Annotated in this window: 23 protein-coding genes; 19 read left to right on the top strand and 4 right to left on the bottom strand. The window is 66.3% G+C overall.

Translation table 11 applies throughout. The annotated features are described in order from the left end of the window. Positions 1–29: 29 nt before the first annotated feature. The gene (locus ACTU6U_RS02070) at positions 30–1,043 is read right to left on the bottom strand and encodes a GNAT family N-acetyltransferase (RefSeq protein ID WP_443467493.1); all 1,014 of its coding nucleotides are present in this window, start codon (positions 1,041–1,043) and stop codon (positions 30–32) included. Positions 1,044–1,120: 77 nt separating this feature from the next. On the opposite strand from ACTU6U_RS02070, the gene ACTU6U_RS02065 reads away from it, so the two are divergent. The 10 genes from ACTU6U_RS02065 (at position 1,121) to ACTU6U_RS02020 (ending at position 10,611) form a co-directional block, all read left to right on the top strand. Next, on the top strand, positions 1,121–1,465 hold the full coding sequence (locus ACTU6U_RS02065; RefSeq protein ID WP_443467492.1) for a PadR family transcriptional regulator: 345 nt from the start codon (positions 1,121–1,123) through the stop codon (positions 1,463–1,465). A gap of 2 nt (positions 1,466–1,467) precedes the next feature. Continuing rightward, complete coding sequence (locus tag ACTU6U_RS02060) at positions 1,468–2,493, top strand: HAAS signaling domain-containing protein (protein ID WP_443467491.1); 1,026 nt, start codon at positions 1,468–1,470, stop codon at positions 2,491–2,493. 59 nt (positions 2,494–2,552) lie between these two features. Continuing rightward, positions 2,553–3,461, top strand: coding sequence for a 1,4-dihydroxy-2-naphthoyl-CoA synthase (locus tag ACTU6U_RS02055; protein WP_443467490.1), 909 nt, complete (start codon positions 2,553–2,555; stop codon positions 3,459–3,461). 15 nt (positions 3,462–3,476) lie between these two features. Continuing rightward, positions 3,477–4,613 (top strand): AMP-binding protein, encoded by a 1,137-nt coding sequence (locus ACTU6U_RS02050; protein WP_443467489.1) that lies wholly within the window; start codon positions 3,477–3,479, stop codon positions 4,611–4,613. 184 nt (positions 4,614–4,797) lie between these two features. Next, entirely contained in the window at positions 4,798–5,589 is a 792-nt protein-coding gene (locus ACTU6U_RS02045) for a class I SAM-dependent methyltransferase (protein WP_443467488.1), read from the top strand. Positions 5,590–5,647: 58 nt separating this feature from the next. Further along, a complete protein-coding gene (locus ACTU6U_RS02040) occupies positions 5,648–6,847 on the top strand; it encodes a sensor histidine kinase (RefSeq protein ID WP_443467487.1) in 1,200 nt (399 codons plus the stop codon). After that, positions 6,844–7,479, top strand: coding sequence for a response regulator (locus ACTU6U_RS02035; protein WP_443467486.1), 636 nt, complete (start codon positions 6,844–6,846; stop codon positions 7,477–7,479). The genes ACTU6U_RS02040 and ACTU6U_RS02035 overlap by 4 nt, the downstream gene beginning before the upstream one ends. A 164-nt stretch (positions 7,480–7,643) precedes the next feature. Continuing rightward, a complete protein-coding gene (locus tag ACTU6U_RS02030) occupies positions 7,644–8,423 on the top strand; it encodes an ABC transporter ATP-binding protein (protein WP_443467485.1) in 780 nt (259 codons plus the stop codon). Further along, complete coding sequence (locus tag ACTU6U_RS02025) at positions 8,420–9,880, top strand: ABC transporter permease (RefSeq protein ID WP_443467484.1); 1,461 nt, start codon at positions 8,420–8,422, stop codon at positions 9,878–9,880. The genes ACTU6U_RS02030 and ACTU6U_RS02025 overlap by 4 nt, the downstream gene beginning before the upstream one ends. 71 nt (positions 9,881–9,951) lie before the next feature. Then, positions 9,952–10,611, top strand: a complete 660-nt coding sequence (locus ACTU6U_RS02020) for a 2-phosphosulfolactate phosphatase (RefSeq protein WP_443467483.1) — start codon at positions 9,952–9,954, stop codon at positions 10,609–10,611. Between the two features lie 5 nt (positions 10,612–10,616). Here the strand turns inward: ACTU6U_RS02020 and ACTU6U_RS02015 are convergent, their stop codons facing one another. The 3 genes from ACTU6U_RS02015 to ACTU6U_RS02005 all read right to left on the bottom strand — a co-directional run bounded on the left by ACTU6U_RS02015 (position 10,617) and on the right by ACTU6U_RS02005 (position 12,627). Next, positions 10,617–11,105: a SprT-like domain-containing protein gene (locus tag ACTU6U_RS02015; RefSeq protein ID WP_443467482.1), complete on the bottom strand. Its 489-nt coding sequence runs from the start codon at positions 11,103–11,105 to the stop codon at positions 10,617–10,619. A gap of 56 nt (positions 11,106–11,161) precedes the next feature. After that, a complete protein-coding gene (locus ACTU6U_RS02010) occupies positions 11,162–11,689 on the bottom strand; it encodes a tetratricopeptide repeat protein (RefSeq protein WP_443467481.1) in 528 nt (175 codons plus the stop codon). Positions 11,690–11,766: 77 nt separating this feature from the next. After that, positions 11,767–12,627, bottom strand: coding sequence for a spermidine synthase (locus ACTU6U_RS02005; protein WP_443467480.1), 861 nt, complete (start codon positions 12,625–12,627; stop codon positions 11,767–11,769). A gap of 135 nt (positions 12,628–12,762) precedes the next feature. Here ACTU6U_RS02005 and ACTU6U_RS02000 point away from each other — a divergent pair, with 135 nt between their 5' ends. From ACTU6U_RS02000 to rpoB, 9 genes are all read left to right on the top strand, one after another. Further along, complete coding sequence (locus ACTU6U_RS02000; protein WP_443467479.1) at positions 12,763–14,058, top strand: sugar ABC transporter substrate-binding protein; 1,296 nt, start codon at positions 12,763–12,765, stop codon at positions 14,056–14,058. A 41-nt stretch (positions 14,059–14,099) separates the two neighbouring features. Beyond that, the gene (locus ACTU6U_RS01995; RefSeq protein ID WP_443467478.1) at positions 14,100–15,080 is read left to right on the top strand and encodes a carbohydrate ABC transporter permease; all 981 of its coding nucleotides are present in this window, start codon (positions 14,100–14,102) and stop codon (positions 15,078–15,080) included. Beyond that, entirely contained in the window at positions 15,077–15,913 is an 837-nt protein-coding gene (locus ACTU6U_RS01990; protein WP_443467477.1) for a carbohydrate ABC transporter permease, read from the top strand. The genes ACTU6U_RS01995 and ACTU6U_RS01990 overlap by 4 nt, the downstream gene beginning before the upstream one ends. Continuing rightward, positions 15,910–17,379 (top strand): glycoside hydrolase family 3 protein, encoded by a 1,470-nt coding sequence (locus tag ACTU6U_RS01985; protein WP_443467476.1) that lies wholly within the window; start codon positions 15,910–15,912, stop codon positions 17,377–17,379. Before ACTU6U_RS01990 ends, ACTU6U_RS01985 begins: the two co-directional genes overlap by 4 nt. A 167-nt stretch (positions 17,380–17,546) precedes the next feature. After that, positions 17,547–19,226 (top strand): ABC transporter substrate-binding protein, encoded by a 1,680-nt coding sequence (locus ACTU6U_RS01980; protein WP_443467475.1) that lies wholly within the window; start codon positions 17,547–17,549, stop codon positions 19,224–19,226. 89 nt (positions 19,227–19,315) lie between these two features. Then, on the top strand, positions 19,316–20,320 hold the full coding sequence (locus ACTU6U_RS01975) for an ABC transporter permease (protein ID WP_443467474.1): 1,005 nt from the start codon (positions 19,316–19,318) through the stop codon (positions 20,318–20,320). Next, on the top strand, positions 20,317–21,267 hold the full coding sequence (locus tag ACTU6U_RS01970) for an ABC transporter permease (protein ID WP_443467473.1): 951 nt from the start codon (positions 20,317–20,319) through the stop codon (positions 21,265–21,267). The genes ACTU6U_RS01975 and ACTU6U_RS01970 overlap by 4 nt, the downstream gene beginning before the upstream one ends. 1 nt (position 21,268) lies before the next feature. After that, complete coding sequence (locus ACTU6U_RS01965; protein ID WP_443467472.1) at positions 21,269–22,951, top strand: ABC transporter ATP-binding protein; 1,683 nt, start codon at positions 21,269–21,271, stop codon at positions 22,949–22,951. 295 nt (positions 22,952–23,246) lie between these two features. Then, the gene (rpoB, locus tag ACTU6U_RS01960; protein ID WP_443467471.1) at positions 23,247–26,747 is read left to right on the top strand and encodes a DNA-directed RNA polymerase subunit beta; all 3,501 of its coding nucleotides are present in this window, start codon (positions 23,247–23,249) and stop codon (positions 26,745–26,747) included. Positions 26,748–26,772: the final 25 nt, after the last annotated feature.

The raw sequence follows: 26,772 nt of genomic DNA, 5'->3' as shown, positions 1-26,772 counted from the left end.
ATTCGCGACCTGAACGGGGGCGAGCGGGCCTACAGCTTCTTCTGGAACTCGGCCAAGTGCTCGGAGGGGGCGAAGCCCAGTGCGCGATTGATCGCAAGCATCTGAGTGTTCACGCCGGCGTTGTACGTGTGGAGTGAGCGGACCGCGGACGCGTGCTGCTGCAGCATCCGAAGATTTGCGACCTTGACAGCCATGCCCAGGCGGTGCCCGCGGGCCTCGCGCCGTACGAGCGTGCCCCATTGGTACGCGTTGCCGTCATCGCCCGAGACGACTAGCTGGGTGTAGGCGACCACGCGGCCGGTGGCATCTTGCGCGGCGGTGCCGTAGCTGCGCCGATTCTGTCTCGCGAGCAGCACCTCGTTCTCGCGTACCGCATCGACGTCGACTGTCGTGGGTTCGATGTCGAGGTCTCCCACCGGCGCCTCGGTATCGAGGGAGGCATCCAGCTCGGCCCAGTCGCGGACGAGATCTTTCGGGATATTGCCGATCCATGAGCGCAGCGTGTAGCCGGAATTGTGTGCCGTCGCGTCGTGCTCGAGGTCACCGAGCAGCTCCGCATCCAGCGGCAGACGCAGACGGCTCTGCACATCGCCGAGTGCGAGCGTATACCCGTGGCGCCGCGCGAATTCGCGACCCGGGATGCCGGTGCCGTCGTCGCCCGCAGAGTAGGGCCACGATGCATTCGAGGTGAGGATGCTGCGCCCGGCGCTGCGCGCCGCAGTCTCCAGGGCGCTGAGCACTGCCGTTCCGGTGCCGCGTCGTCGAAGGTCGGGGGCGACGTGGACGCCGAGGGCGGCCGAACGCAGGTTGTCGCGCAGCGGCAATGCGAGTCGTCCGCTCGCGACGACGTTGCCGTCGAGGATCGCCAGGTAGGCGCGGCGCTCGACGGTGTCGGTGCGCTGCTGCAGTTCGTGCCGTGACTCGTTGCGCGTCCACACGGCCGTGTCCGCTCCGCGATCGGCGCGTTCCGCGGCGGCGTAGATGTTCCACCACAGATCGACCGACGCGCGGTCGAAGGGGTCTATCTGCGTGACCTGAAGCATCCTGCAACGGTACCCTCGATCCAGTCTCATCAATGTGTCATTGACAATAGTGTGTGACGCACAGTAATGTGATCGACATGAACGAAACGCTCGATACGCACCTGCAAGAGCTGCGGCGCGGCACCATCGTGCTCGCCTGCCTGCAGCTGCTTCGCACTCCGGGTTACGGCTACGGCCTGCTCGAAGACCTCGAGCGCCATGGGTTCGCGACCGACGCGAACACCGTGTATCCGCTGCTTCGCCGTCTCGAGAAGCAGGAGTATCTCACCAGCGAGTGGAACACCGAAGAGGCCCGGCCTCGAAAGTTCTATCGCACCTCTGGTGCCGGCATCCGCCTGGCTGATGCGCTCACGACCGAATGGGCCTCGCTCACCGAAGCGATCGCGACCCTCCCCCTGGACACCCCTGAACAGGAGAACTGATCATGGCTGCAACACTCATCGAGCGGTACATCGCCGCCGTCACGAAGTCTCTGGACCCCACCACCCAGGAAGACGTCCGCGCCGAGCTCGAAGCCTCCATCAGCGCCGCCGTCGAGGCGCGCGCTGACCAGGGCGAGAAGCGAACGGATGCTGAGCGCGCCGTCCTCACCGAACTCGGTGACCCCGCGGTGCTTGCGGCCGGCTTCGCCGATCGTCCGCTGCACCTGATCGGGCCGAAGTACTTTCTCACGTGGTGGCGACTGCTGAAGCTGCTGCTGTGGATCGTGCCCGTGAGCGTCGCGGCAGCCGTGGCGCTCGGGCTGACGATCTCGAACGCGCCTGTCGGCGAGATCATCGGTCAGACGATCGCCGTGACGCTCTCGGTCGCCGTGCACCTCTGCTTCTGGACCACTCTGGTGTTCTTCATCCTGGAGCGGACCGGGGCCGACACGGGGGTGAAATGGTCGGTGGATTCTCTGCCGGAGCCGCACGAGAGCGGTGCGGGTCGAAGTGACCTCATCGCCTCGCTGGTGTTCCTGGGGCTCGCCGCCGCGGCGCTGCTGTGGGACCGTTTCGTCGGATTCGTGGTGTTCTCAACGGGCGACCTCGACGTGACCAAGGGACTGGGCGGGCAGACGGCGGCGATGCCGTTCCTGAATCCGGAGCTGTGGCCCTGGTGGCTGGGCGGGGCTCTGGTGCTTATCGCGCTCGAAGCGGCTCTCGCGATCGCCGTCTACGCAGGGCGCGGATGGCATTCGGGCCTGGCCGTGTTCAACACCGTGCTCGCCATCGTGTTCGCATCCGGTGCGATCTACCTGCTGGTGACCGGCCAGCTGATGAACCCGGACTTCCTTGCGTTCGTGGTGGATGCCGGCGGAGAAGGCTTCGCAGCCGGAGACGCCGAGGCAGCGGGTGAAGGCGGTATCTTCCGGATCCTGGCGGTGCTCACAGGCGCGGTTATCATCGGTGTCGCCGCCTGGGACATCATCGACGGCTGGCGCAAGGCGCGTCGCGCGCAGCGCGGCTGACGACCGCACGCTCGTTCGCTGACGCGACACACGTTCAGGTCGCGGCATAGGCTGGAGCCATGGTCTCTGATCTCTTCGATCCCGCGGAATGGGTGCTCGCGCCCGGTGCCGACGCCTACACTGACATCACCGCGCACGTCACTCACGACGGCGGCGTCGCTCGCATCGCGTTCAATCGTCCGGAGGTGCGCAATGCGTTCCGCCCGCACACCGTGGACGAGCTGTATCGCGCGCTCGACATCGCCCGTCAGGATCCGAAGATCGGAGCCGTGCTGCTCACGGGCAACGGCCCGAGTGCGAAGGACGGCGGCTGGGCGTTCTGCTCGGGGGGTGATCAGCGCATCCGAGGGCGTGATGGTTACAAGTATGCTTCGACAGGCTCAGCAACCGAGGGCGCTACATCCTCTGCCTCGTTGGGGCGCCTGCACATCCTCGAGGTGCAGCGACTGATCCGTTTCATGCCGAAGGTCGTCATCGCGGTCATCCCCGGGTGGGCGGCTGGCGGCGGACACTCGCTGCACATCGTGTGCGATCTGTCGATCGCCTCGGCAGAGCACGGCAAGTTCAAGCAGACGGATGCTGACGTCGGCAGTTTCGACGCCGGATACGGCTCGGCGTACATGGCGCGCCAGAGCGGGCAGAAGATCGCCCGCGAAGTGTTCTTCCTCGCTGAGGAGTACTCGGCGCAGCGTGCCTACGAGATGGGCACCGTCAACCGCGTCGTGCCGCACGAGGAGCTCGAGAAGGAGGCGCTCGCGATGGCGCGCACGGTGCTGACGAAGTCGCCGACGGCGATTCGGATGCTGAAATTCGCGTTCAACGCTGTCGATGACGGACTCGTGGGGCAGCAGATCTTCGCCGGCGAAGCGACGCGCCTGGCCTACGGCACTGACGAGGCGGTCGAGGGCCGCGACTCGTTCCTCGAGAAGCGCGATCCCGACTGGTCGTCGTTCCCGTACCACTTCTGACGCGGGGAGGCCCGAATGACCCAGCTCGTCACTACCGCGGCTGACGACGCGACTCTGCTGCAGCAGCACCTCGCGCGCGCGCTCGCCGGCGGCCCCGCACTCGGGCTCGGGATGCTGGGGGATCAGCCAGGCGAGGTTGAAGACGGCACCGCTGTGGTGCTCGGAACCTCCGGCTCCACCGGCATCCCCAAGCGGGTCGTGCTCAGCGGCGAGGCTCTGCGTGCCGGAGCCGAAGCGACAGCGAACCGGATCGGCTCTGGGCGCTGGCTACTCGCGCTGCCCGCCGGTTATGTCGCGGGGCTCCAGGTGCTGGTGAGGTCCATCCTCTCGGGCACGAACCCTGTCGTTCTCGACGGTGGGTTCTCGCCGCGGGCGTTCGCCGAGGCGACGCTCCCCATGATCTCGGCGGAACCGCTGTTCACGTCTCTCGTCCCCGCACAGATCTCGTCACTGCTCGACGCGGCGGATGATACGACCGTGCTCGCAGCGCTCCAGGCCTATCGGGCGATTCTCGTCGGAGGCCAGGCATTGCCGCAGCCGGTGCGCGATCGCGCGACCGAGCTGGACGTGCGGCTCGTGCGCACCTACGGCTCGACGGAGACGAGCGGCGGATGCGTGTATGACGGCATCCCGCTCGACACTGCCGCGGTGCGCACGGTCGATGGAGAGCTGCAGATCGCCGGTGCCATGCTCGCAGACGGTTACCTCGGAGATCCCGCGCTGACAGCGCGGACGTTCCTGCGGGATGTGCACGGCATTCGCTGGTATCGCACGGGCGATCTCGGGATCGTCGAAGACGGCACGGTCAGCGTGCACGGGCGGGCGGACAACGTCATCGTCTCCGGGGGCGTCAACGTCTCACTCGACCGGGTGGAGCGCATCGTCCGCGGCATCCCTGGTCTCACGTCTGCCGTGGTCGTCGGCGTCGATGATGAGCGGTGGGGCGAAGCATCCGTCATCGTCGCCGCGCGCGGCGAGGCCCTGCGCCGCAGCGAAGCCGAGCAGCTCGAGCGGGCCCGCGAGGCGGTGGCGGAGGAGCTCGGGAAGCCGGCGAGGCCCGCGCGGCTGATCTTCGTCGACCAGCTTGCGACGCTGTCTTCGGGCAAGCCCGACCGCGAGGCGATTCGTCGCATCGCCGCCGAGCTCCGCTGACCCGCGGGCGGGCGTGCGCTCACTCGCGTCGGTCGCGCAGGATGCATTTCGTGGCTGGGAGCACGTTTTCCGGCGCGTTTTCCATCCCGCGCGCTTGAAGGACGCTCTCACCCGTGAGCGCCCGCCCGCCGCGCCCCTGCCCACCGACGGATGCCCACTGCGGCGATGGTGCGAGACTGAGCGAATGGCCACCTACACCCACGGACACCACGAGTCGGTGCTGCGCTCGCACAACAACCGCACGATCGCGAACTCTGCTGAGTATCTGAGGCCGCATCTCGCACCCGGCATGAGCCTTCTCGACGTGGGCGCGGGGCCGGGCACGATCACGATGGAGTTCGCCGCGGCGGTCGAACACGTCACCGCGACAGAGATCGGCGATGCCGAGCTGGCGCTGTCGCGGGCGCTCGCCGCAGAGCAGGGCGTCTCGAACATCGATTTCGCGGTCGAAGACGTGCACGCGTTGAGCTTCCCCGACGACACTTTCGATGTCGTCCACGCGCACCAGGTGCTGCAGCACGTCGCGGACCCCGTACAGGCGCTCCGCGAGATGGGCCGCGTCGCAAAACCGGGCGGTGTGGTCGCCGCGCGCGACGCCGACTATGCGGGGTTCTTCTGGTTCCCGCTGCTGACGGAGCTCGATGAATGGCTACGCCTGTACCGCGAGGCCGCACGCGCCAACGGCGGCGAACCGGATGCTGGTCGCAGACTCCTCTCGTGGGCACGCGCCGCCGGGTTCGAGGACATCACGTCGACAGCATCCACCTGGTGCTACGCGACGCCCGAGGAGCGCGCGTGGTGGGGCGGCATGTGGGCCGATCGCATTCTCGAGTCGGCTCTTGCGCGGCAGCTGGTCGATTCTGCGATGGCGACCAGAGCGGACCTCACACGAATCAGCGACGCATGGCGCGCGTGGGCGGATGACGGTGACGGCTGGTTCCTCCTGCCGCACGGCGAGATCCTCTGCCGCGTCTGAGCACCAGATACATCTCCAGGCGGATGCCGCAGACCACTCGCTCGCGTAGCGTGAAAGCGTGACCCGTCCACTGTCTCCCGCCGCGCTCGTCCTCGACATCGTCGGGGCCTTCGTGCTGTTCGCCGTGGTTGCTCCGTTGTCTCTGGTGTTCTATGCCCCTGGCAGCATGAGCACGATCGCTTCCGAATCAGTGTCGGTCGCCGTCGTGTTCATCGCGGGACTGCTGCAGTGCGGTGCGGTTGCGATCGGCAGGCTCGCCCCGGGCCTCGCGCTCGCAACAGCCTGGATCGGAGCGGTCGTACAGATGGCGGCGGGCCTGGCTCCACTGCCCATCAACGTCGCGATCCTCGCAGTTCTCTACGCCACTGCTGCGTGGGGGGCCACGCGGACGTTCTGGGCGGGGCTGGCATCCGTTCTCGTGGGCGGGGTCATCGCCGGTGCATACATGGTCTACGTGAACGGACTGCTGACCGGCGTGAGCGCGCTGAGTAGCGCCGTCAATGTCGTGCTGTTCAGCATCATCAGCATCCTGGTTCTCGGCGCGCCGTGGCTCGGCGGCTTCGGATGGCGAATGGTGCTGCGCTGGCGCGCCAGCCGGGCGGCGCAGTCCATCGCAGAGCTCGCCGCCGCCGAAGAGCAGGAACGCGTGCGCATCGCGCGTGACATGCATGACGTCGTCGCGCATTCCCTCGCGGTGATCATCGCGCAGTCCGATGGTGCGCGGTATGCGGCGGCAACCGCGCCCGACGTCGCGATCGAGACGCTCGGAACGGTTTCGCAGACCGCGCGCGCCGCGCTCTCAGACGTGCGGATGCTGCTGACCCAGTTGCGTCATCGCCAGGGCGACGGACCCCAGCCGACGATCGCCGACCTGGAGCAGCTGTTCGCGCACGTGCGACAGGCAGGGCTCGAGCCGCGCGTGACAGTCGATCCGATGCCACCGGGGGAGCCGCCCGCGGCGGTGCAGCTCGCCGTGTACCGGATCCTGCAGGAGGCTCTGACCAACGCGATCCGGCACGGTGCGGGAGACAATGTTGACGTGCGAATGGCGTGGATGGCGGACCGCGTCGACCTCGAGGTGAAGAACTCGGTGGCCTCGACGCAGACCGCCGCGACCGGCGGTCACGGCATCGTCGGCATGCGCGAGCGCGCACAGTTGATCGGCGGCGCACTGACCGCTTCTCGCGACGGCGAAGAATTCGTCGTGCGCGGCACATTACCGATCGGGAGCACCATCGGTGCGGGAGGACAAGAATGATCCGAGTGCTGCTGGTGGATGACCAGTCGCTGTTCCGTGCCGGCATCCGCATGCTTGTCTCTTCGCAGCCCGACATGGAGGTCGTCGGCGAAGCAGGAAACGGGCAGGAAGCCTTGGGCGCAGTCGCCGCGCACCGCCCGGATGTGGTCCTGATGGACATTCGGATGCCGGTGATGGACGGCCTGACGGCGACGGCCGAGATCCTCTCGCGGCCCCAGCCGCCCAGGGTCGTGATGCTCACCACGTTCGATCTGGATGAGGCAGCGGCACGGGCGATCCGTCAGGGCGCGAGTGGGTTCCTTCTGAAGGATGCCGAGCCGGAGTTCCTGCTCGCCGCGATCCGCACTGTGCATTCCGGATCGAGCGTGATCGCGGCATCCGCCACGCGTGAGCTCTTCGCCCACTTCACTCCACAGACGCGGCCGGTACCGGACTGCTTCGCCTCGCTGACCGAGCGCGAGCAGGAGATTTTCGCACTCGCAGCCAGGGGCCTCTCGAACGCCGAGATCGCCGGGCGTGAGTACCTGAGCGAAGCGACAGTGAAGACGCACATCAGCCGCATTCTGACAAAGCTCTCGCTACGCGATCGCGTGCAGCTGGTGGTGTTCGCCTTCGAGCACGGCCTCGCCTGACCCCCTCCCTCCCTCCCTCCAAACCTGCAAAACCACGCCGAGACCACGGCTACACGATGCGGTCTCGGCGTGGTTTTGCAGGGTTGCGGATCATCCTCGAGATGTAGACGGATGCTCCGCGCGGGCGATGCGGCGATGCACAGCGCCGAAATAGCGTCGAAGTCATGGAGATCACGACCACCGACCTCGGGCTCGCCGCCCGGGTCCAGCACCTGACCAAGTCCTACGGCTCCGGCGACGGCGCGGTGAAGGCGCTCGACGACGTGAGCGTCGGCATCCGCCGCGGCCAGTTCACCGCGATCATGGGGCCGAGCGGTTCGGGCAAGTCCACGCTCATGCACATCATGGCGGGGCTGGATGCTCCGACCGAAGGGCGAGCGTGGATCGGCGACACCGACGTCACCGGCCTCAACGACGTCGAGCTGACGATCCTGCGCCGTCGCCGCGTCGGGTTCATCTTCCAGGCGTTCAACCTCGTGCCCACGCTCGATGCGCTCGGCAACATCCTGCTGCCCTTCGAGCTCGACGGGCGCAGGCCCAGCGCCATCGAACGCGCGCGAATCGATGCGCTCGTCGAACGGCTGGGGCTTGCGGCGAGACTGAATCACCGTCCGCACGAGCTCTCCGGCGGGCAGCAGCAGCGCGTGGCGATCGCCCGCGCGCTCGCCACCGGCCCAGACCTCGTCTTCGCCGATGAGCCGACCGGCAACCTCGACTCCCGCAGCGGGCGCGAGGTGCTGGCGCTGCTGGCCACGGCGAGCCGCGAGCAGGGACAGTCGATCGCGATGGTCACCCACGATGCGATCGCCGCCAGCCATGCCGACCGCGTGCTCTTCCTCGGCGATGGTCGCATCGTCGCCGACCACCCCCGCCAGAGCGCCGAGCAGATCGCGTCGCACATGCTGGCGGCTGAAGCTTCCGAAGCGGCAGAGGCCGCCGCATGAGCGCCGTGATGACGTCCGTCCCCGAATCGACGGCCACAGGGCCACGGTTCGGCTGGCTGCGCGAGCGCGGGATGGGAGCGAGCATTCTCGTCGCCGCACTGTCGTCGGCGTTCGGGGTGGTGCTCGTCGAGGCGACGGCCTACATCGGTGCGCTGCTGAAGGCAGACCCGTACATCGGCGACAGCGGGACCCTCGCGGTGATCGTCGCGATCCTCTCCGTCCTCCTCGTCGGTGTCGCCCTCTACGTCGCGGCGATCGTCACCGCGAACACCTTTGCGACGATCGTCGCCGGCCGCACGCGTCGCATCGCGCTGATGCGACTCATCGGTGCCACGGCACGCTCGCAGCGCGCCGAGGTCGCAGGCCACGGTTTCGGCGTCGGCGCGCTCGGAGCGCTGATCGGTCTGGTCGTGGGGCTGCTGGTTGCAGCCTCCGGCCTGCTTCTCGCCGATCGGCTGCTCGGTGCCGTGCCGGAGGCGTCGCTCGTACAGCCGGCGGTCCTGATCCCGGCGCTCGGCGTGGTGCTGACGACCTGGCTGGCAGCGTGGGTCGGCTCACGCCGAGTGCTGTCGGTGACCCCGCTGCAGGCGATCGGCGGTTCTGTCGAGCGATCGCACGACAACGCGAAAGCCCGCCCCGCCCGTCACGTCGGCGCTCTGCTGCTGCTCATCCTCGGCCTCGCGCTGCTCGTGTTCGGAGTCCTCGCGGGCCTCGTCACCCCTCTCGGTGTGATCGTGGCGTTCTTCGGCGGCCTGCTGTCATTCACCGGGCTCTCGATCGGCGCAGTGCTCGTCATGCCGCCGCTGCTGCGCCTGGTCGGACGCCTGTTCGGGAAGTCGGCGACGGCGCGGTTGGCCGCGGAGAACGCGCTGCGGTATCCGGAACGCTCGAGCCGCATGGCGATCGGCGTGGTGATGGGGGTGACGTTGGTGACGATGTTCGCCGTCGCGCTGGAGTCGGTCAAGGTGCTGCTGACGAAGGCGGCGGGTGGAGAACTCGACTCGGAGTTCGCACTCATCATGGACGGCTTCGCCGCGGTGATGATGGTGCTCGTCGGGATCTCGGCGGTGATCGCTGCGGTGGGGCTCGTGAACCTGCTGACAATCGGTGTCGTGCAGCGGCGCCGTGAGCTCGGACTGCTGCGCGCGATCGGCCTGTCGAACGTGCAGGTGCGACGGATGATCCTGCTCGAGGCGCTGCATATCACCCTCACCGCGACGGCCACGGGGCTCGTGCTCGGTGTGCTGTACGGCTGGATCGCCGCGCAGTCACTGCTCGGCTCGGTGAGGATGCCGCCGCACTTCGATCAGACGGCAGGGCTCATAGCTCCGGCGGTTCCGTGGGTGCCCGTGCTGGTCATCGTCGTCGCGACCGCGGTGCTGACTCTCGTCGCTGCCGCAGCACCGACGAGGCTGGCAACCAGGGTGGCGCCGGTCGAAGCGCTCGCGGTGGATTGACCACTCGGGTGGCTCGTGACAGTGCGACACACGCCGTCGCCACGAGGGCACCCGCCTCTAGGCTGAGACGCATGTCGCAGCCGTTCTCCCAGCCGTCGTATCAGGTCCGCTTCGAGTGGGGAGTCGCGGGTCTCGCTCGCCTCGCCCCGGCCGACATCGTGGTCGTGGTCGATGTGCTGCGCTTCTCCTCGACGGTGACGGATGCCGTGGCATCCGGCAGTAGCATCTCGCTCCCGGATGCCGTGAGCTGGTCCCGCAACGGCGCAGCCGTCGCGGCGGCAGCGGCAGGGGATGCGACGGTGCTGGTCGGATCGCTGCGCAACGCCTCTGCGGTTGCTCGTGCGGTGCTGGAAGTGCAGAACCGGCGTCAGACGCGCACATCGGTCAACGTGATCGCCGCGGGTGAATTGACGGATGCCGGAGACGTCCGCTTCGCCGTCGAAGACCAGCTCGGCGCGGGGATGATCATCGCGGCGCTCAGCGACCTCGGCGCGGATCACACTTCGCCGGAAGCCGCCGCAGCCTGCGAATCCGCGCGTGGCCTCCGGCGGGCGATGCGGCACCTGCTCACGGCATCCGGGTCTGCCAAAGAGATCGCCGACGGCGTCGGGTCCACCGCGAAGATGCTGGCTTCGGGAGTCGCTCCCACCGAGGCTGCTGCGGCATCCGAGGTCGATGCCACCGACGCGGTCCCGGTGCTCGTAGGCGAGACGTTCGTCGCGTTCGAGTAGCCGACTCAGCGCGGGGTGCGGGCGGCGAGCTTCGCGGCGGGAGTGATCTCGCGGCGCACCCAGCTGAACTCGAACTGCGGGTTGAAGGTCTTCGAGCACTTGGCGCACGATGTCGCCCGGCTCGGCCGGCGGTGCCGATAGGTGACGTGGCCGACTGGGCACGTGCCGATCCAGGGCGCGAGCTCTACGGCGGTCTCACCCTGGTGCGTGGTGCCGCCGACGTAGCCGATCTCGAGGGCGATGCGCTTCCAGCTGGATCCGTGCGCGGCACGGTGACCGGCAAGGGCATGCGCGACCTCGTGCAGCAGGACCTGATGGATCTCGTCATCGTCGAAGCGGGCGGCGAGATAGCGCGAAACAGTGATGCGCTTCGCGCGGAAGTCGCATTGACCTGCGCGCCGCTTCGCGTTGTCGAAGCCGAAAGCCCACGACTCGTCGAGGTGCATGCGAATCAGCGCCTCGCCCCAGACGCGCACTCGGTTCAGATCCGCCATGCGCTCAGAATAGAACACGGCTCAGACAATCGCGCGTCCGATCCGCTGCTGCCCGCTCAGCTGCTGATGAGCTGCCCGGTGCGGCGCTTCTCCGTGGCCTCGATGGCGAGGAGCACGACTTCGAGTTTGGAGTCGGCCGCTCCCGCTTCTCGGCGAAGGAACAGCTCCTGCTTGAAGCTCTCGCGGGCGAGTTCGAAGTCTCCCGCTTCATAGGCGTTGCGGCCCTGATGCTGGTGCGCGAAGGCGGCGATTCCGCCCCAGCCCTGTCCCTCGGCTTCGGTGATGCAGGTGGTCAGCTCCTGCTCTGCGGCAGCGTATGCACCGCGATACTGCAGGACTGTCGCGTGCAGCACGCGCGAGCGCAGCACATCTTTGCGGGTGCCCGCCATGCGCGCGAGGCGAACGGTCTCATCAGCGAGGGCAAGCGCCTCGTCGAGGCTGCCGAGCACCTTCAAAAGCCATACCCGTTCGAGCATGGCGGGAAGGCTTCGCTGCGACTCGATCTCAACGAGTCTCTCGCCGCACTCGATCCGATCGACCGTCTCACGAAGAGTCTCTGAGTCGTACCCCTTGATGTAACCCAATGTGCTCTCCTCTCGCGCGTCTCCAGTCTGCCTGTGACCGGCTGAGAAGAGCGGTCGGCGCGCCCCGCAGTCTGATTTCAGCGGAGGAAGATCGATGCGTCCGGCTTCGGGGACGCCACCGCATCCGCATCCGTGACGATCCGCGCGCCCTGGGCGAAAGCGTCGACCTCTGCACCCTGGGCGATCTTGGCCGGATGGGGGCCCGCCGCCAGCATCCTGGGCAGCCATTCGGTCGGCAGGGGAGAGGCGGATGCCGCGATCACGAGGTTCCCGAATCGACGGCCCTTGAGTACCTGGGCGTCGGCCAGTAGCGCAACCTCGGGAAGCACGTGGGCAACGGTCGCGATCTGGCGGCGCGCGAACGCGAGACCGGGGCCATCGGCGACGTTCACCAGCAGGACGCCCGCGGGCGCGAGCAGAGCCGAGACTTCTCGGTAGAACTCGACGCTGGTCAGGTGTGCGGGCGTCTGCGCGCCGGAGTACACGTCCGAGACGACGAGGTCGCACGCGCCGATGAGCGCTGCGGGCAGGCGAGCGACGCCTTCGCGCGCATCGCCGATCCGAATCCGAATGGATGCTGCACGTGGCAGCGGCAGGTGCTCTCGAACGAGCGTGGCCAGAGGTGCCTCGAGCTCGATCACCTGCTGGCGCGATCCTGGTCGGGTCGCATCGATATAGCGCGGAATGGTCAGCGCCCCCGCACCCAGATGCACCGCCGTCACCGGGCCTGGGCGCAGCTGATCGATCACCGCTCCCATCCGCACGATGTACTCGAAGTGCAGGTGGGTGGGGTCATCGAGGTCGACGTGCGACTGAGGAGTGCCGTCGACGACGAGCTCGAACCCCGAGGTGAACTCGGACGGCACGATGCTCGCGATGCCGCCGTGATCGAGGCGAGCGGTCGGATTCTCGGCATCCCGAGCGCGCGTTCTTCCCACGACAAGGAGCCTACGTTACAGCTGTGTGACGATCGCGGACTGGATTTGCATAGAATTTGTTAGTGGTAAATACTTTTTCGGAGGCGGCGTGCAATCGTGCGGCCGAAGGCAGTTTTCAATGAGGAGATTCACCTGATGAAGAAGCGTATTCTTCCGATCGTGGCGCTCGGCGTCACGGCGGCAATGGGTCTGGCCGGCTGTGCTGGCGACAGCGGCGACAGCGGCAACAGCGGATCGAATGGCGAAGGGGAGACCCTCAACGTCTGGATCATGAAGGGCACCAACCCCGACGCCACCGCCTTCTACGACGAGGTCTCCGCGGCCTTCGAAGAGAAGACGGGCGCCAAGGTCGAGATCGAAGAGGTTCAGTGGGCCGACGCACACGACCGCTTCGTCACATCGATCGCCGGTGGCACGACCCCCGACGTCGCCGAGACGGGCACCACCTGGACTGCAGAGTTCGCCGACGCCGGCGCACTGCTTCCGCTCGATGAGTACGTCGACGCCGAAGACGGCCTCCGCGATGACCTCGTCGAGGGTCTCGCCGTCGCCGGAACCTACGACGAAGAGCTCTACGGCATGCCCTGGTACGCGGGCGTTCGCGCGTTGGTCTACCGCACCGACATCTTCGAGGAGCTCGGGCTCGAGGCTCCGAAGACGTGGGACGACATCGTCACCGCGGGCGAAGCAGTCAAGGCCGCGCATCCCGAGATGATGGCATTCCCGGTTCCCGGCGACGCCGAGTTCCAGGTCTACCCCTGGGTCTGGGGTGCAGGCGGAGAGGTCGCCACCGAAGACGGCGGCGAGTGGACCAGCGAGCTCGACAGCGCCGAGTCGCAGGAGGGCATCCAGTTCTACACGGATCTCGCGACCAAGCACGGCTTCTCTTCCCCAGGTGCCACCACCTGGAAGGAGACCGACCTCAGCGACAACTTCGCACAGGGCAACGTCGCGATGATGTTGTCGGGTTCGTGGACTCCTGCTTCGCTCGTCGAGGCAGGCCCCGACCTCGAGGGCAAGATCGGCGCCGCGGTCATCCCGGGCAAGGATGGCGGCATCGCTCCTTCCGTCCTCGGCGGATCGCACCTGTCGATCTTCAACAACACGAAGAACGCCGACCTCGCGTGGGAGTTCACGAAGATGATGACCACCGGTGAGTTCGCCGAGCAGTGGGCGGCGCAGACCGGCTACTTCCCGGGTGTCGCATCGGCAATGGAAGAGGCCCTGGCCTCGACCGACCCGCTGGTCGCACCGTTCGCCGAGCAGATGGTCCAGGGCGGCGCATCCGTGCCGGTCACCCCCAACTTCGGCGCCGTCCAGGCGAAGAAGACCACCAACGCGATGATGCAGTCGATCCTCAGCGGGCAGAAGGACGTCGCCACCGCGACGAAGGATGCCGCAGCTGAGATGACCGAGCTGCTCAACCAGTAAGACTGGAATACCAGTAACGAAGAGTTAGGCAGTATCTCTTGATGTCGACGGTGCATGCACCGCTGCCGACACCCACGGAGGCGGGGAACAACCCCGCCTCCGTGGCCGGTGGCCGCCGATCCAATCGGTTCACTCTGATCGCGAAGTCGCGGCCGTGGCTGCTGCTTGCGCCGGGGCTGATCATCCTCGCGGGGCTGATGCTCTGGCCCCTCATCCAGGTGTTCATCTTCTCGCTGCAGGACTACGGTCTTCGCGAGATCAACACCGGTGAGAACAACTGGATCGGCTTCGGCAACTACATCGAGGCACTCACCGACTCCACGCTGTGGACCGTCGTGCTGCCCAACACCGTCGGCTTCGCCGTTGTCGCGGTGATCACCACGGTCGCCATCGGCACCCTGGTGGCTCTTCTGCTCCAGCGCCTTGGCAAGACGTGGCGGCTGATCGTCTCCAGCTGCATCATGATCGCCTGGGCGATGCCCGCGGTCACGGGCACATATGTCTGGACCTTCATCTTCGATGCCGACCGAGGAATCTTCAACAGCGTCCTGCTCGATCTCGGACTCATCGACGGACCGGTCAACTGGTTCACCAACCAGTGGTCCTTCTATGCGATCGTTCTGCTGAACGTCGTGCACCACGGCTTCCCGTTCGTCGCGATCACTATTCTCGCCGGTCTCCTCGGCGTGTCGAAGGAGATGCTCGAAGCCGCGGCCATGGACGGCGCAGGCGCATGGCGCCGCTTCTGGCAGATCGTCTTCCCCACACTGCGCCCGGTCTTCGCGGTCGTGATCATCCTGTCGACCATCTGGGACTTCAAGGTGTTCGCGCAGGTCTACCTGATGCCCGGCGGATCCGGATCGAACCGCTCCGTGCTCAACCTCGGCGTCTGGTCGTACGTCGAATCGTTCGGCCAGAACCGTTACGGCTTCGGCGCGGCGCTCGCCGTGCTTCTCACTCTCGTGCTGATCGGAATCACGATCGTGTACATCCGCTCGCTCATGAAGGAGGACGAACTGTGAACCCGAACAAGAAGTCCATCCTCTCCCGCACAGGCATCGGGGTCGCCGTCGCCGTTGTCCTCGCATTCACCCTGTTCCCCGCGTACTGGATGATTTCCAGCGCCTTCGATGCGAATGCCTCCAGCGGCGGCCGCTCCTTCATCCCCGAGGAGTGGACGCTCGATCACTTCGTCTTCGTGTTCAACGAGGGCGGCTTCGGCACGTATCTGCGCAACTCCGCGATCGTGGCGCTCGTGACGGTCCTCGTCAGCGCCCTGGTGTGCCTGCTCGCCGCCGTCGCCGTGGCCCGCTTCAAGTTCAAGTTCCGCACCATGATCCTCATGATGATCCTCATCGTGCAAATGGTGCCGCTCGAGGCGCTCGTGATCCCGCTGTTCCTGCAGGTCAAGAGTCTCGGTCTGCTCAACAGCATCATCGGTCTGATGATCGTGTACGTCGCGCTCTCGCTCGCCTTCGGCATCTGGATGCTGCGTGGATTCGTCGCCGCCGTCCCGGTCGAGCTCGAGGAGGCCGCGTACCTCGACGGCGCCAGCTGGTGGCGGATGTTCCGCTCGGTCCTGCTGCCGCTCGTGATGCCCGGCCTCGTCGCGACCTCGATCTTCAGCTTCATCACGGCGTGGAACGAGTTCATCTTCGCCATGACGATGCTCGGCGGTGCCCAGGACCAGTACACGGTCGCGATCGGCCTGAAGTCGTTCTTCGGTCTGCACTCGAACGACTGGGGCAGCATCATGGCGGCATCGACCATCATCACGATCCCGGTCATGATCTTCTTCGTCATCGTGCAGGGGCGCCTCGCCAGCGGGATGACCGCGGGGGCAGTCAAGGGATGACCGACGAGCTCACTCGCCTCGCCAACAGCGTGCTGTGGCCGGGCTTCTTCGGCACGGACGCGCCCGCGTGGCTGCGCGAGGCGCTCGCGCAGGATCTGGCCGGCGTCGTCTACTTCGGGCAGAACATCTCACCCGCCCTCGTGGAGCTGAGTGCCGAGATCCATGCGGCCAACCCCGACGCCCTGATCGGCATCGACGAGGAGGGCGGCAGTGTCACCCGCCTCGAGGTCGCCACCGGGTCAACGCTTCCAGGGGCAGCGCAGCTCGGCATCCTCGACGATCCGGTCGCGAGCGCGGCGACCGGTGCGGAGCTCGCCAGGCGCGCCCGCGCGGTCGGCGTCGACGTCGTCCTCGGACCCGTCGCCGACGTCAATACGGATCCGCGTAATCCCGTGATCGGTGTGCGTTCGTTCGGGTCCGATGCGCAGCTCGTCTCGCGCCATGTCGCAGCCACGGTGCGCGGCCTGCAAGACGGGGGCGTGGCGGCGTGCGTAAAGCACTTCCCCGGCCACGGCGACACGCATCTCGATTCGCATCACGCGCTGCCGGTGATCACGCTCGATCCGTCGGAGATCGAGGACGTCCATCTGGAGCCCTTCCTCGCCGCGATCGCCGCCGGCGTCGACACGATCATGACCGCGCACATCGTGGTTCCCGCATGGGGCGACCAGCCCGCGACGCTGAATCCTGCGGTGCTCGGGCGTCTGCGAGAGATGGGATTCGAGGGCGTCATCATCACGGATGCGCTCGACATGGCGGCGATCCGCGAGTCGGTCGGACTCGGCGGTGGGGCTGTGCAGGCTCTGGCTGCCGGAGCGGATCTGCTCTGCATCGGCAACCCGACGAACCCGGGGGATGCCGCAGCATCCGACCAGGACGAGCGCGACTTCCTCGCCGTGCGCGACGCGATCGTCGCTGCGCTGCGCGATGGGACGCTCTCCCGCGAGCGAGTCGAGCAGGCCCGCGATCGCGTGCGCGCTCTGTCGACGAAGCTCCGTGCCGCAGCACCTGTCGAGGCGCCGGCGTTCGACGGCGCAGCGATCGTCACGCGCGCACTGCGGATGACAGGCGAGGCGGATGCCGCGGCATCCGCTCTTTCGGTCATCGACGCTCGTCGACGCTCGACGCTCGCCGTCGACAGTGCCGCCGCATACGTCGCTGAAGCGCTGGCGGGGGAAGGTTTCCGTGTGCGGCTCGATGTCGCCCGCGCGACGGATGCCGAGCGGGATGCTGCCCTCGATGCCGCGGTCGCCGCGGAGGGTCGACTCGTGGTGCTGATCGACCGCCCGGACGTGGACGATGATCAGCGTGCGCTCGTCGAGCTCGCCGCCGCTCGTGACCGGGAAGCGGTCGTGGTGAACGTGGGGCTCGCGTCGCAGCATCCGCTGTCTTTGCCTGTCGTGGAGGTCGCCGCGGCGAGTCGTGTGGGGGCTGAGGCGGCCCGCGCGCTCCTGCTTTCTCGCTGAGATGGGGCGCCGGGTGCGGCGCTTGTTACTCGGCTGATACCGGATCGCAACATTAATGCGTTTGGATTCCGGGAGCGGTCTGGGTAGCGTCAATGCATCACGTGTCACGAGAGCGACGTTGCTCCCAGAACGCGCAAGGAAGCGCCCCAACAGGGAAGGTACACAGCATGATCACTACATCTATGCGCAGACGGCGAGGGCTCATCGCCGTCACCGGCACCGCAATCGCGGCGATGCTGCTCTCCGGCTGCGTCGCCAGTGAACGCGGCGACGACTCCGGTGATGGCGGTGGAGGAGACGTCGACAGCACGTTCGTGTTCGCGGCCTCCTCGGACCCGGCCAGCCTCGATCCTGCCTTCGCGCAGGACGGCGAGACCTTCCGCGTCTCCCGGCAGATCTTCGAGGGTCTCGTGGGCACGGAGCCAGGCACTGCCGACCCCGCGCCGCTGCTGGCTGAGTCATGGGAGTCCGCTGAGGACGGCATGTCGCACACCTTCGCGCTGAAGGAGGACGTGACCTTCCACGACGGCACCCCGTTCAACGCCGAGGCCGTGTGCGCGAACTTCGACCGCTGGTACAACTGGACCGGGCTTGCCGCATCCGAAGCCTTCGGCTACTACTACAACAAGCTCTTCCACGGTTACGCCGACAGCCCTGAAGACGCCGTGTACAAGTCCTGCACGCCCGATGGCGACTACTCGGTCACCGTCGAGCTGAACAAACCCTTCGCCGGTTTCATCCCCGCACTTTCGCTGCCGGCCTTCTCGATGCAGAGCCCGAGCGCGATGAACGAGTTCGGCGCTGACGAGGTCGGCGGTTCGGCTGAGGCTCCGCAGATGTCGGAGTACGCCGAGGGCCACCCGGCCGGAACCGGTCCGTTCAAGTTCGAGGACTGGGCGCGCGGCGAGCAGCTCACGCTCACCTACTTCGACGAATACTGGGGCGACAAGGGCCAGATCGACGAGATCATCTTCCGCACGATCGATGACCCGACGGCTCGTCGTCAGTCGCTCGAGGCAGGCGACATCGACGGGTACGACCTGGTCGGCCCCGCTGACACGGCGGCTCTCGAGGAGGCCGGGTTCAACATGGTGTCGCGTCCTCCGTTCACGATCCTGTACCTGGCGTTCAACCAGCAGATCCCTGAGCTGCAGGACCCGAAGGTGCGTGAGGCGCTCTCCTACGCGATCGACAAGGATGCCCTGATCTCGCAGGTGCTGCCCGAGGGCACGCAGAAGGCGACGCAGTTCATCCCGCCGGTCGTCAACGGCTACAACGAGGACATCACCACCTACGACTACGACGTCGACAAGGCCAAGGCGCTGCTGGCAGAGGCCGGCTACGACGAGGCCAACCCGCTGAAGCTCGACTTCAACTACCCCGTGAACGTCTCGCGTCCGTACATGCCCGACCCCGAGCAGATCTTCACCGTTCTGTCGACGCAGCTCGCAGAAGCAGGCGTGGAGACCACTCCGGTCTCGGAGGAGTGGGTCGAATACCTCGACCGCACCACCGGCACGGCAGATCACGGCATCCACCTGCTGGGCTGGACCGGCGACTACAACGACACCGACAACTTCGTCGGCGTCTTCTTCGGTGCGCAGAGCTCGGAGTGGGGCTTTGACAACCCCGACCTGTTCGGCGCCCTGTCCGAGGCGCGTGGCGTCGCGGATCTCGATGAGCAGACCGGTCTGTACCAGAGCATCAATGAGATGGTCGCAGAGTTCATCCCCGGTGTGCCGCTCGCACACCCGGCTCCGACGCTGGCCTTCGACTCACGAGTCGAGAGCTTCCCCGCGAGCCCGGTGAACGACGAGGTCTTCAACGAGATCGTCCTCACGAAGTAACGCCGCTCTCACCGCCCCGTTTCGATCCCTGAGCCTGTCAAAGGGTCGAAACGGGGCGGTGCCGGCACCCGAATCAGACGGAGTACTTCTTGCTGCGCACCATCGGCAGGCGACTGCTGTTCCTCATTCCCACCCTGTTCGGCCTCAGCATCCTGCTGTTCGCCTGGGTCAGGGCCCTTCCAGGCGGACCCGCCGTCGCTCTCCTCGGTGAGAAGGCGACACCAGAAGCCATCGAGCGGGTCAACGAGCTCTACGGCTTCGACAGACCTCTTATCGAGCAGTACTTCATCTGGATAGGCCGACTCCTGCAGGGAGACTTCGGCACCTCGATCCAGACGAACCGGCCAGTGCTGGAAGAGTTCCTCCGCCGCTTCCCTGCGACGATCGAACTGTCTATCGCGGCCCTCATCATCGCGATCGGCATCGGCGTTCCGCTGGGCTACTGGGCTGCGCGCCGACACGGCAAGTTCAGCGACCACTCCGCGGTCGTGCTGAGCCTGGTCGGAATCACGATCCCGGTCTTCTTCCTGGCCTTCATCCTGAAGTACATCTTCGCGGTGCAGCTGGGGTGGCTCCCCGCCGACGGTCGGCAGAATCCGCGGATCGACGCCACGCACCCCACGGGGTTCTATGTGTGGGACGGCATCATCACCGGTGAGTTCGATGCGTCGTGGGATGCCATCCTGCACCTGATCCTGCCGGCGGTCGCCCTCGGCACTATTCCGCTGGCGATCATCGTGCGCATCACCCGAGCGAGTGTGCTCGAGGTGCAGAACGCCGACTACGTCCGCACCGGCCGCGCCAAGGGCGTCTCGAGCTCCACGCTGCGCGGACGCTTCATCCTGCGCAACGCCCTGCTGCCGGTGGTCACCACGATCGGTCTGCAGACCGGCCTTTTGATATCGGGCGCGGTGCTCACCGAGACGGTCTTCGCCTATCCGGGTATCGGATCGTTCCTGGCCCGCGCGATCTTCACGCGCGACTTCCCCGTGCTGCAGGGGTTCATCATCTTCATCGCGATCGCGTACGCGCTGATCAACCTCGCGGTGGATGTCTCCTACAGCCTGATCGACCCGAGAGTGAGGGTCCAATGAGCATTCCACTTCCTCCCGCGCAGGGCGGCGGCGCCCTCGACACCGTCACGATGCTGCAGACGGATATGAGCGAGAGCCCCGGCGGCTTCTGGCACGACGTCTTCCGGCGTCTGCGTGGAAACCCGACCGCATGGATCGGCGCGGTCATCGTCTTCCTCTTCGTGGCGGTCGCCATCCTGGCTCCCCTCCTGGCGCCATACCCGGAGACCGCTCTCCCCGGTGCACGCGACATCACACCGACGCACATCCCCGGTCCCGGTGAGATTCCCGGCTTCCCGCTCGGCCTTGACCGCTTCGGCGGCGACGTGCTCTCCAAACTCATCTGGGGCGCGCGAGCGTCTCTGCTGGTGGGTGTGGTCTCCACCGCCCTTGGCCTCGTCGGCGGAATGGTGCTCGGCCTGCTCGCCGGAACCTTCGGCGGCTGGGTCGACACCCTGATCATGCGAATCGTCGACATCATCCTGTCGGTGCCGAACCTGCTGCTCGCCGTCTCGATCGCTGCGATCCTCGGCCAGACGCCGTTCGCGGTGATGATCGCCATCGGTGCCTCGCAGGTGCCGATCTTCGCGCGACTGCTGCGGGCATCCATGCTGCAGCAGCGATCCAGCGACTACGTGCTCTCGGCGCAGACCCTCGGCCTCGGGCGCGGCCGGATCACGATGTCGCACGTGCTGCCCAACGCGATCGGCCCGGTCATCGTGCAGGGCACGCTGACGCTCGCCACCGCGGTCATCGATGCGGCAGCGCTCTCCTTCCTCGGCCTCGGCGGTGGGCGCCCCGAGACGGCGGAATGGGGGCGGATGCTCACCTACGCGCAGAGCGAGCTCGCGATCGCGCCGTGGCTGGCGTTCTTCCCCGGCATCTGCATCGCGGTCACCGCTCTCGGCTTCACGCTGTTCGGTGAGGCGCTGCGAGAATCCATGGACCCGAAGACGAGGGCGCGCTGACATGACAGAAGCACAGAAGGCCAGCACTCCGCTGTTGTCGGTCGAGGGGCTCGCTGTCGACTTCCACACTTTGGACGGCACAGTCCACGCCGTCGAGGGCGTCGATCTGGAGATCTCCGAGGGCCAGACGGTGGCGATCGTGGGGGAGTCGGGCTCCGGCAAGTCGACCACCGCGATGGCTATCATCGGACTCCTCGCGGGTGGCGGACACATCGCCAGAGGCAGCATCCGGCTCGACGGGCGTGACATCTCTCATGCGTCCGAGAGTGAACTGCGCAGCATCCGGGGTCGGGATATCGGACTGGTGCCTCAAGACCCGATGTCGAACCTCAACCCGGTCGCGAAGATCGGCACGCAGGTGGCCGAGACGCTGCTCGCGCATGGACTCGCGAACCGCCAGAACGTCTCGAAGAAGGTCGTCGAGGCGCTGGAGGCCGCGGGGCTCCCCGATGCAGCGAAGCGCGCGAAGCAGTACCCGCACGAGTTCTCCGGAGGCATGCGCCAGCGTGCGCTGATCGCGATCGGGCTCGCCTGCAAGCCACGGCTCCTCATCGCCGACGAGCCCACGAGTGCGCTCGATGTCACGGTGCAGCAGACGATCCTCGATCAGATCGGTCAGATGACGAGGGAACTCGGCACCGCGGTGCTGCTGATCACCCATGACCTCGGGCTCGCCGCCGAGCGCGCGGAGCGCGTGATCGTCATGCACCGCGGAAAAGTCGTCGAGCAGGGCGATGCGCGGCAGATCCTCGAGGACCCGCAGCATCCGTACACGAAGTCGCTCGTCGCGGCGGCCCCGTCCGTCGCCGTCGCGCGCCTGCAACCCGAGGCGTTCACGGCGTCTGCTCAGCGTTCGGCCCCTGAGCCTGCCGAGGGGGCAGAACCTGTTCGCGCGGCATCCGACAACATCGTCGAGATCGAGAACCTCACCAAGGTGTACCCGGTGCGCGGGCGAGGCGAGGATTTCGTCGCCGTCAACGACGTCTCGCTGGTGATCCCGCGCGGGGAGACCGTCGCGATCGTCGGCGAATCCGGGTCGGGCAAGACGACCACGGCGCGGATGCTGCTGAAACTGATCGATCCGACCAGCGGCGTCATCCGGTACGAGGGCAAAGACATCTCCAAGCTCACTCGCGCCGAGTCGAAGGATTTCCGTCAGCGGGTGCAGCCGATCTTCCAGGATCCGTACTCGAGCCTGAACCCGATGTTCACGATCGAGCGTCTGATCGCCGAACCGCTGGAGTTCTACAAGCGGGGGAGCGGTGCCGAGCGGCGCAAGCGCGTGCGGCAGCTGCTCGATGACGTCGCGCTGCCGCAGTCGATGCTGCGGCGCTATCCCTCCGAGCTGTCGGGTGGCCAGCGCCAGCGCGTCGCGATCGCACGCGCACTGGCGCTCTCGCCCGATCTCATCGTCTGCGACGAGCCGGTCTCGGCACTCGATGTTCTGGTCCAGGACCAGATCCTGACGCTGCTCGGCGACCTGCAGCGCGAGTACGGGTTGAGCTACCTGTTCATCTCGCACGATCTCGCGGTCGTGCGGCTGATCAGCGACTACGTGTGCGTGATGAAGGACGGCGCACTCGTCGAGGCTGCGACGAGCGAAGAGATCTTCACGAACCCCCGTGACCCGTACACGAGGCGACTGCTCGCCTCGATTCCGGGCAACGAACTGAACATCGCCTGACCCCGCCGCTCCTCCTCCCCTTCCTCTACTAACCTGCAAAACCACGCCGAGACCGCGGCGAATCGCCGCGGTCTCGGCGTGGTTTTGCAGGTTTGCGGGGGCCTTTTACCGCAGCATCCGGAATTGGTCAAGGATTACGCTTGCCATGTCGCGAAATCGGACGTATAGTTGTTCTTTGCGCCTCGGTTCTCCCTGCCCTCATATGGTGGTCGGCAGATGCTGAGCATCCGAGTGCGCACTCCACCTGACGACAAAGGAATCGAGAAGCCCTGCGGGGCTCACGGAGGTTATTCCCTTGGCTGCTGCTCCCAACGCATCCACATCCACCACCAACAAGAACGGGCGCGGCGCATCGCGTCTCTCGTTCGCCAAGATCTCCGACACGCTGACGGTCCCTGACCTTCTCGCGTTGCAGACCGAGTCCTTCGACTGGCTCGTCGGCAACGACACGTGGAAGGCCCGCCTCGCCGAAGGCAAGAAGGCCGGCCGCAAGGATCTCAACGAGTTCAGCGGTCTGGAGGAGATCTTCGAGGAGATCTCTCCGATCGAAGACCTCAGCGAGACGATGCAGCTGAGCTTCACCAACCCGTACCTCGAGCCTGAGAAGTACTCGATCGACGAGTGCAAGGAGCGTGGCAAGACCTACGCCGCGCCGCTCTACGTCGAGGCCGAGTTCATGAACCACCAGACCGGTGAGATCAAGACTCAGACCGTCTTCATGGGCGACTTCCCGCTGCAGACCAGCAAGGGAACCTTCATCATCAACGGCACCGAACGTGTCGTCGTGTCCCAGCTCGTCCGCTCGCCCGGTGTCTACTTCGACAAGACGCCCGACAAGACCAGTGACAAGGACATCGTCTCCGCTCGCGTCATCCCGAGCCGTGGTGCATGGCTCGAGTTCGAGATCGACAAGCGCGACCAGGTCGGCGTCCGCGTCGACCGCAAGCGCAAGCAGTCCGTCACGGTCTTCCTCAAGGCTCTCGGCATGACAAGCGAAGAGATCCTCGCTGAGTTCGCCGGCTTCCCGTCGATCGAAGAGACCCTCGCCAAGGACACCATCCTCACCAAGGAAGACGCCCTTCGCGACATCTACCGCAAGCTCCGTCCGGGCGAGCAGGTTGCCGCTGAGGCTGCCCGCGCGCTGCTGGACAACTTCTACTTCAACTCGAAGCGCTATGACCTCGCGAAGGTCGGTCGCTACAAGATCAACCAGAAGCTGGGCCTGAACCAGCCGCTGGACTCTTCGGTGCTGACCGTCGAGGACATCGTCGCGACCATCAAGTACCTCGTGCGTCTGCACCGCGGCGACGAGACCTTCACCGGTTTCCGCAGCGGCAAGAAGGCCGAGATCCGCATCGCGACCGATGACATCGACAACTTCGGCAACCGTCGTATCCGCGCCGTCGGAGAGCTCATCCAGAACCAGGTCCGCACGGGTCTGTCCCGCATGGAGCGCGTCGTCCGCGAGCGCATGACCACGCAGGACATCGAGGCCATCACCCCGCAGACCCTGATCAACGTGCGCCCCGTCGTCGCCGCGATCAAGGAGTTCTTCGGAACCTCGCAGCTCTCGCAGTTCATGGACCAGAACAACCCGCTCGCGGGTCTGACCCACAAGCGCCGCCTCTCGGCTCTTGGCCCTGGTGGTCTGTCCCGTGACCGCGCAGGCGTCGAGGTTCGCGACGTTCACCCGTCGCACTACGGCCGCATGTGCCCCATCGAGACTCCTGAAGGCCCGAACATCGGTCTGATCGGATCACTCGCGACCTTCGCTCGCATCAACTCCTTCGGGTTCATCGAGACCCCGTACCGTCGCGTTGAGAACGGCGTCGTCACCGACGACATCGACTACCTCACCGCAGCCGAGGAGAACGACTTCAACATCGCTCAGGCGAACGCGAAGCTCGACAAGAACAAGAAATTCGTCGACAGCCACGTGCTCGCACGCCCGAAGGGCGGAAGCGGTGAGGTCGACATGTTCGAGCCCGCCGAGATCGGCTACATGGACGTCTCCCCGCGCCAGATGGTGTCGGTGGCGACCTCGCTCGTGCCGTTCCTCGAGCACGATGACGCACAGCGCGCGCTCATGGGCGCCAACATGCAGCGTCAGGCTGTGCCGCTGCTTCGCAGCGACTCGCCGCTGGTTGGAACCGGTATGGAGGGCTACGCAGCCGTCGACGCCGGTGACGTGCTCACCGCCGACAAGGCTGGTGTGGTCACCGAGGTCTCCGCAGACCGCGTCGTCGTGCAGCTCGACGAGGGCGGCACGCAGGAGTACCACCTGCGCAAGTTCGACCGCTCGAACCAGGGCACCTCCTACAACCAGAAGGTCGTCGTCTCGGCCGGTGAGCGCGTTGAGGTGAACGAGGTCATCGCTGATGGTCCCGCCACCGAGAACGGCGAGCTCGCCCTCGGCAAGAACCTGCTCGTCGCGTTCATGACCTGGGAAGGCTACAACTTCGAGGATGCGATCATCCTCAGCCAGGACCTCGTGAAGGACGACACGCTCTCCTCGATTCACATCGAAGAGTACGAGGTCGACGCTCGCGACACGAAGCTCGGCAAGGAGGAGATCACCCGTGACCTCCCCAACGTCAGCCCTGAGCTGCTGAAGGACCTCGACGAGCGCGGCATCATCCGCATCGGTGCCGAGGTTCGCCCCGGCGACATCCTCGTCGGCAAGGTCACGCCCAAGGGTGAGACCGAGCTGTCGGCCGAGGAACGTCTGCTCCGCGCCATCTTCAACGAGAAGAGCCGTGAGGTTCGCGACACGTCGCTGAAGGTTCCGCACGGTGAGCAGGGCACGATCATCGCGGTCAAGGAGTTCAACGCTGAAGATGGCGACGACGAGCTCGGCTCCGGCGTCAACCGCCGCGTCGTGGTCTACATCGCCCAGAAGCGCAAGATCACCGAGGGTGACAAGCTCGCCGGCCGTCACGGCAACAAGGGTGTCATCGCGAAGATCCTCCCCATCGAGGACATGCCGTTCCTTCCGGACGGTACCCCGGTAGACATCGTCCTGAACCCGCTCGGCATCCCTGGACGAATGAACTTCGGTCAGGTGCTGGAGACCCACCTCGGGTGGATCGCCAAGCAGGGCTGGAAGGTCGAGGGCAACCCCGAGTGGGCGGCTACGCTCCCGAAGGACGCCTTCGAGGCGGCCCCCGGCACGAAGGTCGCAACGCCTGTGTTCGACGGTGCAGAAGAGCACGAGATCGCTGGTCTCCTCGACTCGACTCTGCCGACTCGCGACGGCGACCGTCTCATCGGCCGCTCGGGCAAGACACAGCTGTTCGATGGCCGCTCAGGAGAGCCGTTCCCGGCACCGATCTCGGTCGGCTACATGTACATCCTGAAGCTGCACCACCTGGTCGACGACAAGATCCACGCCCGTTCGACCGGACCGTACTCGATGATCACCCAGCAGCCGCTCGGTGGTAAGGCGCAGTTCGGTGGACAGCGCTTCGGTGAGATGGAAGTGTGGGCCCTCGAGGCTTACGGTGCGGCATACGCACTCCAGGAGCTCCTCACGATCAAGTCCGACGACATCCTCGGCCGCGTCAAGGTGTACGAGGCGATCGTCAAGGGCGAGAACATCCAGGAGCCTGGCATCCCCGAGTCGTTCAAGGTGCTCATGAAGGAGATGCAGTCGCTCTGCCTGAACGTCGAGGTGCTCTCGGCTGACGGTACGACGGTCAACCTCCGCGACACCGACGATGAGGCATTCCGTGCCGCAGAAGAGCTCGGTATCAACATCTCCAGCCGATTCGAGTCCGCCTCGATCGACGAGATCTGACGCGCACCCTTCGACAAGCTCAGGG

The sequence above is a fragment of the Microbacterium zouquanmingi genome (assembly GCF_052266695.1).
Taxonomy (GTDB): Bacteria; Actinomycetota; Actinomycetes; order Actinomycetales; family Microbacteriaceae; genus Microbacterium.
Note: the sequence above shows the minus strand (reverse complement) of the source record. Positions and strands in the feature narration are given on the sequence as shown.

Coding starts and splice junctions, on each gene's coding strand:
- ACTU6U_RS02000 (WP_443467479.1), top strand. CDS start 12,763: ATGAAGAAGCGTATTCTTCCGATCGTGGCGCTCGGCGTCACGGCGGCA.
- ACTU6U_RS02035 (WP_443467486.1), top strand. CDS start 6,844: ATGATCCGAGTGCTGCTGGTGGATGACCAGTCGCTGTTCCGTGCCGGC.
- ACTU6U_RS02065 (WP_443467492.1), top strand. CDS start 1,121: ATGAACGAAACGCTCGATACGCACCTGCAAGAGCTGCGGCGCGGCACC.
- ACTU6U_RS02060 (WP_443467491.1), top strand. CDS start 1,468: ATGGCTGCAACACTCATCGAGCGGTACATCGCCGCCGTCACGAAGTCT.
- ACTU6U_RS02020 (WP_443467483.1), top strand. CDS start 9,952: ATGTCGCAGCCGTTCTCCCAGCCGTCGTATCAGGTCCGCTTCGAGTGG.
- ACTU6U_RS01965 (WP_443467472.1), top strand. CDS start 21,269: ATGACAGAAGCACAGAAGGCCAGCACTCCGCTGTTGTCGGTCGAGGGG.
- ACTU6U_RS02045 (WP_443467488.1), top strand. CDS start 4,798: ATGGCCACCTACACCCACGGACACCACGAGTCGGTGCTGCGCTCGCAC.
- ACTU6U_RS02070 (WP_443467493.1), bottom strand. CDS start 1,043: ATGCTTCAGGTCACGCAGATAGACCCCTTCGACCGCGCGTCGGTCGAT.
- ACTU6U_RS01970 (WP_443467473.1), top strand. CDS start 20,317: ATGAGCATTCCACTTCCTCCCGCGCAGGGCGGCGGCGCCCTCGACACC.
- ACTU6U_RS02015 (WP_443467482.1), bottom strand. CDS start 11,105: ATGGCGGATCTGAACCGAGTGCGCGTCTGGGGCGAGGCGCTGATTCGC.
- ACTU6U_RS02030 (WP_443467485.1), top strand. CDS start 7,644: ATGGAGATCACGACCACCGACCTCGGGCTCGCCGCCCGGGTCCAGCAC.
- ACTU6U_RS02025 (WP_443467484.1), top strand. CDS start 8,420: ATGAGCGCCGTGATGACGTCCGTCCCCGAATCGACGGCCACAGGGCCA.
- ACTU6U_RS01985 (WP_443467476.1), top strand. CDS start 15,910: ATGACCGACGAGCTCACTCGCCTCGCCAACAGCGTGCTGTGGCCGGGC.
- ACTU6U_RS02055 (WP_443467490.1), top strand. CDS start 2,553: ATGGTCTCTGATCTCTTCGATCCCGCGGAATGGGTGCTCGCGCCCGGT.
- ACTU6U_RS01995 (WP_443467478.1), top strand. CDS start 14,100: ATGTCGACGGTGCATGCACCGCTGCCGACACCCACGGAGGCGGGGAAC.
- ACTU6U_RS01980 (WP_443467475.1), top strand. CDS start 17,547: ATGATCACTACATCTATGCGCAGACGGCGAGGGCTCATCGCCGTCACC.
- ACTU6U_RS02050 (WP_443467489.1), top strand. CDS start 3,477: ATGACCCAGCTCGTCACTACCGCGGCTGACGACGCGACTCTGCTGCAG.